This window comes from Microcystis sp. LE19-84.1B, from assembly GCF_027531875.1.
GTDB lineage: Bacteria > Cyanobacteriota > Cyanobacteriia > Cyanobacteriales > Microcystaceae > Microcystis > Microcystis panniformis.
Genome location: NZ_JAPZSR010000379.1, coordinates 1 through 13,721, shown reverse-complemented (window position 1 = coordinate 13,721; position 13,721 = coordinate 1). Strand labels below are relative to the sequence as shown.

Genomic DNA, 13,721 nt, shown 5'->3' with positions numbered 1-13,721 from the left:
AGATGAACGTAGGTTGGGTTGAAGCATGAAACCCAACGCCCGCTCATGTTACGCTACCGCTAACCCATCCTACAAATAATTGTGCCTCCCTACTTAGGGTTTGCGGCAAAAAGTACGGGCGAAGCATTCGGATAGAAAATCTACGTTTCACCGATAGGTTATTGCCCGAATGCTTCGCCCCTACAGGACACGGGCCGATGAAGACGCAAGGTGTTGAAGCACGATTCTTTCAAAATCTTGCACCTGTTTCACGAGAAAAGCCACAAAACCCTTACCTTGCCTACATTTCACATTTATTCAGCAAACCCTACTTAATCCCAACCTTGGCGAGATTTTACAATTCCCGACGACCTTCTAAAGCTCTCGCTAGGGTTACTTCATCAGCGTATTCTAGATCACCACCCATGGGCAACCCGAAAGCGATACGGGTAACTTTAGTGAAGGGTTTCAGTAAACCCCCGATATACAAAGTCGTGGTTTCCCCTTCGACACTGGGACTGATAGCTAAGATAACTTCCTGAATTTTTTTCTGGCTGACTCTGGTGACTAAAGACTGTATATTTAATTGATCCGGTCCAATCCCATCCATAGGTGAGATAACACCCCCTAAAACGTGATATTTACCCGAATATTCCCTTGTTTTCTCCAAAGCAATCACATCTCTGGAGTCAGCTACCACACAGATAGTCCCCGTTTCTCGGTTAGGATTGCGGCAAATTTCGCAGATCGGTTCGGCCGAAAGATGAAAACAAACCTGACATAATCCTACTTGTTTTTTGGCTGCTACGATCGCCTGGGCCAATTCGATCGCATCTTGTTCCGGTCGTTTGAGAATATACAGGGCTAGACGTTGGGCGCTTTTGGGTCCCACTCCGGGTAATTTTTGTAACTGCTCGATCAAACGAGCTAAAGGCGGTGTATAAATAGCAGTTAATCCCCTTATCAGTTATCAGTTATCAGTTATCAGTTATCAGATTTGAGTTTTCAAGTGAGCAGTGTTATTAAATAGAAGTTTCCTACTGTCTTTTCACTGATTACTGGTCACTGTTTACTGCTCACTGATCACTGATTAAGACCTTTTTGGTAAACGGACATCGATAACACTGGTGTTGAAATTATAATTATCTCCTTCCAACTCGATTAAAGTGCCAATTTTCACCTTTTGACCGCCAACAACCGCACCAGTATCAGTCACTTCCGCTTGACCACTGAGAGTCATAATCATATCTTGAGAATAGTTTTCTGTGCGGGGATCGGGTAGGACTTTTACACTACCATCCGGCTGCGGAACTAAGACATTTCTCGATAAAGCTTTAACATTTTTTATATCCACTTGACCGGCCGGTTGATTACGAATAACAATATTAGTTTTCTTCTCGGTATTGAATTGATTAATCAATGCGTTGGGATTGAGAACACTTAAACCCCGGACAATAACATCCACTTCTATGGGTTCTTTGGTAACTTGAGCGATCGTACTTTTACCACTTGTCCCCGGTACAACAAAAATACCGATAATTGTCAATAAAATTACTAAGGCTGCTCCGATATCAAGCAAGCTAAATTTACCGAATAAACGTCCTTTTGAGTCTAATAATTTCATAAGCGGTTCACTATAAAATTTTTGGTAGAAGGGTGTTGGGGTGATGGGGGAATGGGGAGATTGGGGGGTGGGGTTTAGGGTGTACAAAGCGGCCCCTTGCCTTTTGCCTCCTGATGGCTAATAGATTCTATCACGATCGGAATCTTGGTCGCAGACAGGAAGTCTGACTTAAGATAGAAGATCGGAGTCTCACACGGAGCGATCGATAGACAATGGCGGGTAAAACTCAACTTAAGAAACTAGAAAAGCAATTATCTCAACTTGATCTGACCCCTTCTGACGGTAACAACCTCGAAAAAGTTGCCCCCGTCAAACATTGGTCGATCGAAGATAGCGAAAATCTCTATCGCATCCAAGGCTGGGGAGAACCCTATTTCTCGATCAATGCCGCAGGAAATATTACCGTTTCGCCCCAGGGAGAAAGGGGCGGTTCTTTGGACTTATACGAGTTAGTTTCGGCGATTAAGCGGCGAAATATCGGTTTACCTTTGCTAATTCGGTTTAGTGATATTTTGGAAGACCGGATCGAGCGCCTGAATGCCTGTTTTAACCGAGCGATCGCCCGTTATAATTATCCCAATGTCTATCGCGGTGTCTATCCGATCAAGTGCAATCAACACCGTCACATCGTCGAGTCTTTAGTGCGTTTTGGTAAACCCTATCAATTTGGGTTGGAGGCTGGTTCAAAACCTGAGCTAATGATTGCTTTAGCTACCCTAGAACCTGTCTTAAGCGGCAAAAATGACAAAACACAACCATTGCTAATTTGTAACGGCTATAAGGACAAAGAATACCTGGAAACTGCCCTGTTGACCACTCGTCTCGGTCATCGGCCTTTGATTGTCATCGAACAATTGGAAGAATTATATTTAACCCTGCGCGTCAGTCGTCAGTTAGGAATTGCCCCACATTTGGGAGTGCGCGCGAAACTGGGGACAAAAGGGGTGGGCCGTTGGGGATGTTCCACGGGAGACCGGGCAAAATTCGGTTTAACCGTCCCGGAAATCTTAACGGTGGTGACGGAATTAGAACAAGCGGGGATGTTAGATTGTCTGCAACTGCTACACTATCATATTGGGTCGCAAATCTCCGCTATTAGCGTCATTAAGGATGCCATTCGCGAAGCTAGTCAGATTTATGTGGAATTAGCGAAATTAGGGGCAAATATGACCTATCTCGATGTGGGGGGTGGTTTAGGGGTCGATTACGATGGCTCAAAAACTAACTTCTATGCCTCGAAAAACTACAATATGCAGAATTATGCCAATGATATCGTGGCCGAGGTCAAGGAAGCTTGTGAGGATGCCCAGATTTCACCCCCAATTCTCATCAGTGAAAGTGGCCGGGCGATCGCTTCTCATCAATCGGTGTTAGTCTTTGATATCTTGGGAAGTAGCGAGGTTCCCCAAAGTCCTCCCGATCCCTGCAATGGGAAAGAACATCTTATCCTCCGTAATCTCTGGGAAACCTATACGGGTATCGATGAGCGCAATTATCAGGAAGCTTATCACGATGCGGGACAGTTCAAAGAGGAGGCGATTAGTCTGTTTAATTTCGGTTATCTCAGTCTCAAAGAACGAGCTAGAGCCGAACAATTGTACTGGGCTTGTTGTCACAAAATTCTGCAAGTGGCCCGACAAGAGGATTATGTTCCCGATGACTTGGAAGACTTAGAGCAAATTATGGCCTCAATTTATTATGCCAATCTCTCGGTTTTTCAATCAGTTCCCGATAGTTGGGCGATCGATCAACTATTCCCAATTATGCCGATCCATCGTCTCGATCGAGAACCTACTCAAAGGGGAATTCTCGCCGATTTAACCTGTGATAGTGATGGGAAAATTGCTCAGTTTATCGATTTGCGCGGGGACGTAAAATCAGTTTTAGAATTGCATCCTTTGGAGTACAAAAACGGGAAACATTCTCCAGAACCCTATTATCTAGGAATGTTTTTGGTGGGTGCTTATCAAGAGATTATGGGCAATTTACATAATCTTTTTGGCGATACTAATGTGGTACATATTCAGATGAGTCCCAAGGGATACGATATCGAGTATCTAGTCAAAGGAGATACGATCACGGAAGTATTAGGTTATGTGCAGTATTCTGCGGAAGACCTGTTAGAAAGAATTCGTCTTCGTTGTGAACAAGCTTTGCAGGAAAATCGCATGACGGTGGAAGAATCCCAATTACTACTACAGGATTATGAACGCAGTTTGCGACGTTATACCTATCTAGTGGGTGGGGATTGATGATTGCTCTTGCCGATCGAGTAATCGATCGAGGATGATAGAAAATAGACAAAATAGATAGGCAGTAAGGGGAAGCAGTGGAAAAGGGAACGCTGGTAGAATTTCGAGTCCAAGGAGAAAGGCGCTTAGGGGTGATCGATCGCCCAGAAGGTAAAAAAGATTGGATCGTCATCGATCAAGGGGGAAACCCGCATAAACTGCGTCCCCAACGCTTCGATTACATTATTAAAGCAGGTCCATCCAACCATAAGGAGATTGGCAATTTTCTGCGGGAAGTCCAACCCTATCTAGATCCTAGTGGTTTAGAAGTGGCCTGGGAATTATTAGCCGGGGAAAATCAGTTAGTCACTCCCGAAACCATGGCCGAGATCCTCTTTTCCGATCGCGGTCCCCAGTTTTGCTATGCAGCCCATTGTCTCTTGAGTGATGATAAAGTTTATTTTAAAAATAAAGGGGATGGTTACGAGGCCCGCTCGGAAAATCAGGTAGAGGAAATCAAACACCAGCTAGAGGTGGAACAACAGCGTCAACGGGAAAAAAGCCAATTTCTCCAACGTCTCCAACAGTCCCTGGCCGGTGAAACGGTAGAATGGTCAGAAAGCGATCGAATTCGTCTGGAATCTCTAGAAAAATTTATCCTCCAACCCGAACAAAAATATCCAGCAGCCATGGACATACTCTCGCTGCTGGGCCGTTCCCAAACCCCCGAGGCCGCTTTTGAATTGTTAGTCGATTTGAAATGGTGGAGTAGTCACGAAAACCTTTTCCTGCGACGCAGTTCCTACCCCGTTCAATTCTCGAAAAAGGTACTTGATGTGGCGCGTCTTAATTTACTCAATCCCCCTGCGGATGCGGATGTCAACAATCGTCTCGATTTAACCCACCAAAAAATTTATACCATCGACGATGAAAGTACCGAGGAAATCGATGACGGATTATCGGTGGAAATGCTCGCGGATGGTGGTCATCGTCTCTGGATTCATATTGCCGATCCTAGCCGTTTAGTGCTTCCCGATGATGAATTAGACCTAGAAGCACGTCGTCGCAGTACCAGTCTTTATCTTCCCACGGGAATGGTTCCCATGTTTCCCCTAGAGTTGGCCGCCGGTCCAATGAGTTTGGTACAGGGTAAACTTTGTCCCGCATTGAGTTTTGGGGTAATCCTCGATGAAACGGGGGCGATCGCCGATTATCGGATTCATCCTAGTACAATTAAACCTACCTATCGCCTCACCTACGAAGATGTGGACGAAATGTTACATCTGGATCTGCAGCATGAACCGGAAGTGAAGATTCTCAACCGTTGGGCAAAACAACGCCACGCATGGCGCAAATCTCAGGGATCGATTAACATCCAAATGCCAGAATCATCCATTAAGGTGAAGGCTAACGACGAAATTATCATAGAATTGCAGGAAGTGTCCCCATCTCGGCAATTAGTAGCGGAAATGATGATTTTAGCTGGAGAAATCGCCGGTCGCTACTGTCAAGAACACGAGATCCCCGTGCCTTTCCGCGGACAACCACAACCGGAATTACCCCCCGATGAGGAGTTAATTTTACTACCTGCGGGCCCGGTGCGTTCCTGTGCCTTGCGTCGCTGTATGCCGCGCAGTGAGATGACGACGATTCCTAACCGTCATGCTAGTCTGGGATTGAATACCTATTCCCAAGTAACTTCGCCAATTCGCCGTTATACTGACCTTTTGACCCATTTTCAACTAAAAGCCCATCTTCGGGGCGATCAACTGCCTTTTACCCGGGATAGAATGCAGGAAATTCTCTATAGTGTCGCTAGTTCGGCCCAAGAGGCCACCTCGGTGGAACGACAAACTAATCGTTATTGGAGTTTGGAATTTTTGCGACGACAGGGAGATCAAGTCTGGCAAGCTTTGGTTTTACGCTGGCTGCGGGAAGAGGAAAATTTAGGCTTGATTTTATTGGAGGAATTGGGGTTAGAATTACCCCATCGTTTTGAGCGATCGGTATCTTTAGGCGATCGCTTTCAAGTGCAAGTTAGTCGCTCTGATCCCCACCGCGATGAAATCCGTTTTCGCGAGTTATCGGGTTTTGTCTCCTCCCAAGCAAGTTAATCTCTCGCACAGACAGAATTCAGAAGTCGGGAGATAGGGTGATAGGGATTTAGGGGTTTAGGGAAATTTCAGCCAAATGCTCCACTACCCCACACCCTGCCACCACCGAAAAGCTTTTTGCCGCAAACCCTAAATAAGGTTCTTCGGTTTGTGTTATGCAATGGACGGAGGTTATAAGGGATGAAACCCTTATAGAGAAAGGCATTTGGCGATTTTTATCAATTGTTTTCGATCTAGAGGGAACTAATCAATTAAATCTCTTGCCAGATAAGAATTTAGTCGATTTATGCCACCCTATCGAACTATACCAAGTAAGGAAGAACCGTCTGTTTTTACTCTAGAAAAATGATAGATCAAATCAACCTACGGGCGCAAATCTGTTGTAATACTAAATCTGGTTATTAAAGACTGATTATTTATTCCCCTTTTTGCATGAGTGCATGAGCAGAAAACGGGTTTCTCCGAGAAACCCGTTTTCTGTGCGTTACTCAACGGATTTAGTATAAAATGTTAGTATCTGGCAGTTAAAAGAGCCAAAAACTTCTGCATAATCCCGACGTATGACCATAACAATACGATTTGATTTGCCTATTAATATCTCGGAATCTCTCCATTCACAAGCAGAGGAACAGGCTAAGATAGCATATATCATGACTTTGTTAAAACATGGAGAAATTAGTAGTGGGATAGCCGGCAGGCTATTGGGAATCTCTCGTTTAGAAGTTCTCGAACTTATGGGTCAATATGGGGTTGCCATCTTTCCCGACCAAAATCGAGAAGAGTTAGAACAAGAAATTACAGAGACCCTCCAATTATTGGAAGATTCTCCTGCGTGATTATTGTCTCTAATACCACTCCGTTAAGTGAGTTAGCTAAAGTTGGTCAACTTAACTTACTCCAAAAACTCTTTGGCAAAATTATTATTCCCCAAGAAGTTTATAATGAAGTCACCACAGGAAATCATCGGGCTGCTTCGGTTGTTCCTGCTGCTCAGTGGATTGAGGTATTTACCCTTCAATCTCCCGCTCAATTATCACAATTGCAAATTCAGTTTAAACTAGATTTGGGTGAAGCGGCTACAATTATCTTGGCAGAAGAATTAAAAGCGAATCGAGTCTTAATAGACGAAAAATTAGGAAGAAAATTGGACTTTTATTAATTGCCAAGAAGAAAGGAATTATTATTGAAGTTAAACCCATTTTAGATCAGTTTTTGAGTCAAGGCAAAAGAATTAGCCCAATTCTTTATCAAGAAATATTAGGAATGGCTGAAGAAAGCTAGAAATTAATTCCAGACAGAAACCAGAATATCCAACTTGTCGATACCTCAGTAACGTGAAAAGCGCTATAGTACATTTAGATCGGCCATCATCGCCATTACAAGAGAATATGCCATGAGGGAAAAAGCACTAGATTAAAGGTTTTAGCCCCTCTAAAAACGGCTAATGTACGAAAACAGAATACTCCTTTAAACTCTACTCTCTATGAAATTAATTTCCTCTTTACTTGCTGTACTGAGTTTCGTCCCCGCTATTGGTAACGGGGTGTGGTTTCCCGTAGAAGCTCAAAATTGGTCCCGACATTAAGAGAACAATTTTCGTAATGTTGTTGCCCTTATCAAACCCCGTCGTGGGGGAAATTGTCAAAATCATAGGATTCGAGCGGACGGTAGAGTGTATGATGCTCAGAAAGGAACTAGAGGAAGTTATCTAATCGTCGATCAGGTGGTCTTGCTAACGGGTATTACAGCAACCGATCCACAGGGATATAAAATTTGGCAGGTTTTCTATGAACCCTCTCGGACAAAAATGTGGATAAAGGATTGCGATCTGTCAATTCCCCGACTCGTGAATTAATCGCCGGCTTTTTATTAGTGATGTTTGGCAGCCAGGGTTGAAAAGAAAATCACCCCCACGAAGTTTATCCATTTTAAAATGACAGCATTCCTATTAGACAGTCGCTATTAAATGCTAAACAATCGCTATGAAATCTTGAAAACACTAGGTAGAGGCGGTTTTGGCGAAACTTTCCTCGCGATCGATACTCGTATGCCCTCCGGCCGTAAATGTGTAATCAAGCAACTAAAGCCAGATGAGGCTACAACTGGCACAGCACCAACTTCAGATTGGTTTCAAGAACGTTTCCAGCGAGAAGCCGCTATTTTAGAAGAATTAGGGCAAAATAACCAACAAATTCCTCAACTTTACGAGTACTTTTCAGAAGGGGAAAATTTCTTCTTCGTCCAAGAATGGATTGAAGGGATCACCCTCAGTGAAAAACACCAACAAGAAGGCAACCTCTCGGAAGCGGAAGTAGAAAAAATCTTGCGAGAACTCCTACCCGTCCTCGACTACATCCACGGCCGAGGAATCATCCACCGGGACATCAAACCCGACAATATCATCCTGCGGGCCAGCGACGGTAAACCTGTTCTCATTGATTTTGGTATTTTCAAAGAGGTGAACAACATCAATGGCGGCAGTAAAACAGTCCCATTGGGAACTCCTGGCTACATGGCATCAGAACAAGCAGCTGGCCATCCAGTTCCCTCCAGCGACTTCTACAGCTTGGGTCTAACCGCAATTTTCCTGCTGACGGGCAAAACTCCTCAAGCTCTCACCAGCGACCCCAACACCGGTGAAATCCTCTGGCGAAGAGACGCGCCCAGTCTCCACTCGAATTTAGCCGCCGTTATCGATCGCGCTGTCCGTTCCCATCCACGAGATCGCTTCACCTCTGCTCAAGAAATGTTAACCTTCTTGCCCGTTTCTTCCCAACCGACTGTTTCTGTCACCCCATCTCCTACTACTACTCCCCCACCTCCGCCTCCCCCACTATCGAGGTTTAACCCTTGGTTCTGGGTAATTTTTATTGTTATAACTGGTGGGCTTTCTTTTGGGTTTGGCTATCCAAGAATAAAACCGTTGTTGGATTCCTTGTTCCTAAATAAACCAACGGTCGAAAAACTGCCATTGATTGAGCCGTCGAGCCAGATTAATTCTTTTGTACTAGACCGAGACGGTCAAACTTTGGTAGGTGGGGATGAGAAAGGGAACATCTACTTGTGGGAAGTGGCAACTGGAAAACGGAAAAAAACCATAGCAGGACACGGAAAAGCTATTTTAGAGATCGCTATAAGTAACGATCAACAAATATTAGCCAGCAGCAGTGAAGATGGCACAATCAAGGTTTGGGATTTAAAAACGGGGAAAGAACGTATTACCCTGCCAAACCAACGAGGTTTGATCGCCCTAGCCTTAAGTTCCGATGGCAATACACTGGTTACTGGTGGAGAAGATGCAACAGTTAAACTCTGGAATCTGTCAACGGGAAATTTAATCGAGACGCTACCGGTGGAAAAAGAGGTGGTATCCCTTGCCATTAATCAAGACGCATCAATTATCGTCAGCGGACATTCGGGCGGTAACATCATTTTTTGGCAAAAACAAGGCAGTAACCCATACGAACCACGCATTTTTCCCTCTATCAATCCATGGGAAGCCCACTCGGTTGCCATCAGTGTCGATGGAACGACCGCCGCTAGTAGCAGTTGCCAAGACAATATCAGAATTTGGAAAGATAGCAATTGGAAAGATTCTCCTCTCCAAGCAGGGTCATCTGCCGATATCTGTTTGATAGTTATCAGCGAAGATGGCAAGATAATTGCTGGCCGCAGTTCCGATGAAACTATTAGATTATGGAACCTAAACACCAAAAAGGAGAAGGAGATTTTTAGCTACCCCCCTTCCTCTCCCAAATCTTTCGATTCACCTAGAATGATCGCCCTCAGTGGAGATGGGCGTACCGTTGCCAGCAATTTTGAAAAGAAAATCCAAGTTTGGCGGCCGAGTTTCTGAACTATCGGTGTCAAGATTATCCTGACCGGATTTCATACTACATCTTGTTTAACAACGTATTCAAGGCTGATGACTGATAGCTATAAATAAGTGGGAAGCGGGGCGCAGGTTTTTAAAGTTCGATCGGGATTTAATCGTATTATTAAAAGTTGATTTGGGATGAATCCTATGTTAGACTAGCAAGCAAAACGAAGAAAAGAGGTCATTGAGGATGAAACACCGACAGCCATACCAAATTCTGACGATGTTATTCTTAACTGGTGCGGCCACTTTCAGTGTGCCAGAACCTAGCAAGTCCGCAGGAAAGGGACTATTCTTCTGCGGCCAACTTCAGGGAAAGTGGAATACCTTTGTCAAACGCCCTAAAAGAAACATAGCGATAATTGAATGGACTTCCAACGACTTTGCCGAGTCAGGATGGGACAACAGGAAACGCTGCATCACGGTTTCCGATCGCTTTAATCAATATGCTCCTCTGCTGACTAATGTAAAAGCTTCAAATGTCAATGGCTATCCCGTCGTCTGTGTTCCTAAAGTTAAGGGCGGAAGTTGCGCTAAAAACGAGGTGTTATTCACTCTAAAAACAGGATTAAACTCTGAAGAAGTTGCCCAAAAACTATTTAATATGAATCGCTATGGCAATCCTTCAAAATTTAGATTTACTGAGCAGCCTTTTTCCTATGATTCCGAAGGAGAACTTAATATTAATGTCGAGACTTTTATTAACAATCTTGAAGAAATAATCGAAGCTTCAGAAAATGAGCCTCGCTAGGAGTAAATTTGGCAGTGACCCAATCCCAATGTCAACTTTTACTAATAATGTTCCTCATCAGTAGTCCAGCCTTAAGGCTAGTAACTGATGCAGATAATGGCTACTTTGCTCCTCACATTATTCGGTCGGGATGCCCATCTTCTCGACCAATTCTGATCAATTCTTTATATAATAATATTAAAGTTATCACAGTAAAAATATTATATGAATCAGAATTTATCGGTTCTGGAGTAATAATTTACTCCCAAAACAACAATTATAAAGTGATTACCAACGCCCATGTTCTCAAAGATAATCACTTTTCCTACAATCTTCAAACCTTTGACGGAAAAATTCATATTTCAGAAGTGGTAAAAACTGCAAATTTTGCTCGGAATGACCTAGCCCTACTACAATTTAAATCCCCCTGCTTTTATGTGGCTTCTCGTCTAGGTTCCTCCGCTAACCTAAAGAGAGGGGAATATGTGTTAGCGGCGGGGTTCCCTTTTTATTTGCAACCACAATTTGCCTATCCAGCCAATGAGTCAATACAACAAAAAGAAACAAGAGAAAGCACTCAGAGCCTAAACGACGAGTTTGATTTTACACCGGGTAAAATAGTTGCATTCTTAGAAAAACCGCTAGAAGGAGGATATCAAATCGGATATAATGGCGACTTTGAAAAGGGAATGAGCGGAGGGCCATTACTCAATCAAAAGGGAGAATTAGTCGGCATCAGTGGCAGACATCCGGTTTTGTGGGAAAACTCCGATAATTATGAAGATGGTTCTCAACCATCGCCGGCTTTACAGACTCTAATCAATAACTCAAGTTGGGCAATCCCCAGCGAACAAATTATTAAAGTAATATCTGATAAATAGATGAAAATATTAGCACCAATAAACTCGCTTATGGTTGGATTAATAGCAGTTTCATTAACTCAGCAAAGTTTATTAGCTCTCTCCCAAAGAGAAGTTGAAGAAATCGCCAAACAAACTACAGTCAAAATAATTAGAATAGACGGTAATAATCCAGGTACTGGAGCAATTGTTCAGAAACAAAAATATATATTTAAAGGACAGGAAGGATACTTATATACTGTCCTGACTAACTGCCATGTGTTTCTCAATTCAAAATTCTGCGATCAAGAAAATAAGCTAACTCCCGAACCGATGCCCAACTCTACTGGATATCGCGTTGAAACTTCTGACAGACAACAATATATAAGTGAAATTTCCTCGGTAAAAATTCATCCGAATGCTGATTTAGCAATTTTCAAGTTTTTTAGTACAATAGAGTACGAAACTGTCAGAATAGGTAATGCAGAACAGCTATCTGGCTCAAGTAAAGTTTATGTATTTGGTTGGGCAGTACCCAGCCAAACTAGCCGAGATCGACGTGCGAGATTTTTCGGTCCTGGGAATGTACTTGGTGTTGACAGAAAAGCCGCAGGGGGATATCAAATTGCCCATAAACTCGAACTTTTACCCGGAATGAGTGGCGGTCCACTATTACACGAAAACGGCTGTTTGGTAGGAATCAATGGGGGAGGTGGCAAAAGAGATCCTAACATACAAGTTATAGAATTTTTATCCGTTCCTATTAATCTTTATGCAAACTGGCAAAATATCCAAGTAGTGACCGACTGTCGAGCTACCCCGCTGCCCGATAATCTTCTCTTTCAGACACTTCACAGTCTTCTCGAACAAGAAAATTGGCAGCAGGCCGAAGCCGAAACGAAAAAACTAATGCTTCGAGGTACAGATCAAACCTATTTTAATGGAAACATCATCAACAATCTGTCCTGTTCTGACCTGAAGATTATTAATCGACTTTGGGTGCAATATTCCAATGGACGTTTTGGCTTTAGCGTTCAGGGGGAAATCTGGAAAGGAGTTAAAAATGACTATAAGCAATTTGAAGAGAGGGTAGGATGGCGGCGTGGCTATGAAGGACCATTGACCGATCCCCCCAACTACAGTCTTGAAGCGAAAAGAGGTCACTTGCCATCCTATAAACTTCTTGCCGCTTCCGACTTCGGAACATTTCTTAACCGATTGGAAAAATGCGATGCTTTAAGTTTCACAGACTCAGTTATTATAGAAAATATAATCTCAAGCGAATCTGAACCCCAATTATGATGAATAACGGTTTCATTTCACCTCTGAAATTTCTCAGCCTAAGTTTCTGCCTAACTTGTCTGCCGTCAAATACCCAAGCCATTAATATTTACCCGCCAATTATCACCAGCAACCAACAACAACAGAATAAGCAGACGGAATCGCCGGAAGTTGGTTTGGAAATAATAGGAAGTCCCTCTCTCAACAGATTGGTGATTCCCATGTACCGATACACCGGTGAATGCCCGGGGTTTTCTAAAGGTATAGTAAAAGCAAGCTTTACCTCCACAGCCTTCCCTCCGAGTCGGGACAGAAGGGTTATGGTTAGAAATGTTAGCCGGGGAGTGGCGAGCGATCCTTTTCCCTTCACTGACCGAGATTATAGCCGGGGCAGAGGCTCCGAAATTACCGAGATAACCATCGGTCCAGGACACGATAGACTATATCTAATCGTCAGACAGGGAGAAAACGATTTCGATTATAAAATTAAGGAAAAAAACACAATAGTTGACGAGGGAACCTTCACGGCATACGTGGAAACAACCACCATTGTTGAAGAAAGGAATAAAGAACCAAGAACCAAGTATGTTTGTCCGGGTAATCGCGCCAGCTGTGATTGGAAGGATAAGTACGAAGTAACAGTCTATGAATGTCCATCTTATCCCAATGTTAGAAGATAGGGTTCGCTCAATATAAGTAAAAGCCCTACTAAAAAAGGCTTTTATTTGATATTGTATGACTCAAAACCTTTGCGATTTCCCTAGTGATGAAAATCGCAAAGGTACTTTTGTTGGACTCAATAGGGTTAGTGAAGCAGGGCAATCGCACTTAAATTAGGTTGACATAGTGACCAAAATCTCAGGTAATTTTACCAAACAACTCCTGATTTTTGGCTGCTCAAATCCTCATTCCAACAAACTTGGAACAATCTGACAGTAGGGATGGGTTGAAGTTTATGTCGTTGTGGTTTCCTCTAAGCTTAGGTTCAAGTCTTACAGTGGGGAGCTAGTCGTCCTTAAGCAGCCTCATGGCCGAGCAACACCTTG

At 43.4% G+C, this 13,721-nt stretch carries 11 protein-coding genes and 1 pseudogene; 10 read left to right on the top strand and 2 right to left on the bottom strand.

Annotated elements, in window-relative coordinates; genetic code table 11:
* Positions 1-334 precede the first annotated feature (334 nt).
* A complete protein-coding gene (recR, locus tag O9324_RS21500; RefSeq protein WP_043999193.1) occupies positions 335-925 on the bottom strand; it encodes a recombination mediator RecR in 591 nt (196 codons plus the stop codon).
* Positions 926-1,069: 144 nt separating this feature from the next.
* Positions 1,070-1,603 (bottom strand): DUF4330 domain-containing protein, encoded by a 534-nt coding sequence (locus tag O9324_RS21495; RefSeq protein WP_079209858.1) that lies wholly within the window; start codon positions 1,601-1,603, stop codon positions 1,070-1,072.
* Between the two features lie 212 nt (positions 1,604-1,815).
* Here O9324_RS21495 and speA point away from each other — a divergent pair, with 212 nt between their 5' ends.
* The 10 genes and pseudogenes from speA (at position 1,816) to O9324_RS21445 (ending at position 13,355) form a co-directional block, all read left to right on the top strand.
* The gene (speA, locus tag O9324_RS21490) at positions 1,816-3,855 is read left to right on the top strand and encodes a biosynthetic arginine decarboxylase (protein WP_288141262.1); all 2,040 of its coding nucleotides are present in this window, start codon (positions 1,816-1,818) and stop codon (positions 3,853-3,855) included.
* A gap of 77 nt (positions 3,856-3,932) precedes the next feature.
* Positions 3,933-5,948 carry a ribonuclease catalytic domain-containing protein gene (locus O9324_RS21485; RefSeq protein ID WP_288141261.1) on the top strand — a complete coding sequence of 672 codons (2,016 nt, stop codon included), beginning with the start codon at positions 3,933-3,935 and terminating at the stop codon, positions 5,946-5,948.
* 155 nt (positions 5,949-6,103) lie between these two features.
* On the top strand, positions 6,104-6,289 hold the full coding sequence (locus tag O9324_RS27335; protein WP_346304790.1) for a hypothetical protein: 186 nt from the start codon (positions 6,104-6,106) through the stop codon (positions 6,287-6,289).
* A 219-nt stretch (positions 6,290-6,508) separates the two neighbouring features.
* Positions 6,509-6,784, top strand: coding sequence for a UPF0175 family protein (locus tag O9324_RS21480; protein ID WP_150977635.1), 276 nt, complete (start codon positions 6,509-6,511; stop codon positions 6,782-6,784).
* Positions 6,781-7,229 (top strand): annotated as a pseudogene (locus O9324_RS21475) (PIN domain-containing protein). The gene O9324_RS21480 and the pseudogene O9324_RS21475 overlap by 4 nt, the downstream one beginning before the upstream one ends.
* 685 nt (positions 7,230-7,914) lie before the next feature.
* The gene (locus O9324_RS21465) at positions 7,915-9,804 is read left to right on the top strand and encodes a protein kinase domain-containing protein (protein WP_353851732.1); all 1,890 of its coding nucleotides are present in this window, start codon (positions 7,915-7,917) and stop codon (positions 9,802-9,804) included.
* Positions 9,805-10,048: 244 nt separating this feature from the next.
* Positions 10,049-10,576, top strand: a complete 528-nt coding sequence (locus tag O9324_RS21460) for a COP23 domain-containing protein (protein WP_287734839.1) — start codon at positions 10,049-10,051, stop codon at positions 10,574-10,576.
* Positions 10,577-10,590: 14 nt separating this feature from the next.
* A complete protein-coding gene (locus O9324_RS21455; protein WP_288141258.1) occupies positions 10,591-11,436 on the top strand; it encodes a S1 family peptidase in 846 nt (281 codons plus the stop codon).
* Between the two features lie 30 nt (positions 11,437-11,466).
* Positions 11,467-12,696, top strand: a complete 1,230-nt coding sequence (locus O9324_RS21450; protein ID WP_353851733.1) for a GUN4 domain-containing protein — start codon at positions 11,467-11,469, stop codon at positions 12,694-12,696.
* A complete protein-coding gene (locus O9324_RS21445; RefSeq protein ID WP_353851731.1) occupies positions 12,693-13,355 on the top strand; it encodes a hypothetical protein in 663 nt (220 codons plus the stop codon). The genes O9324_RS21450 and O9324_RS21445 overlap by 4 nt, the downstream gene beginning before the upstream one ends.
* The last annotated feature ends 366 nt before the right edge of the window (positions 13,356-13,721 follow it).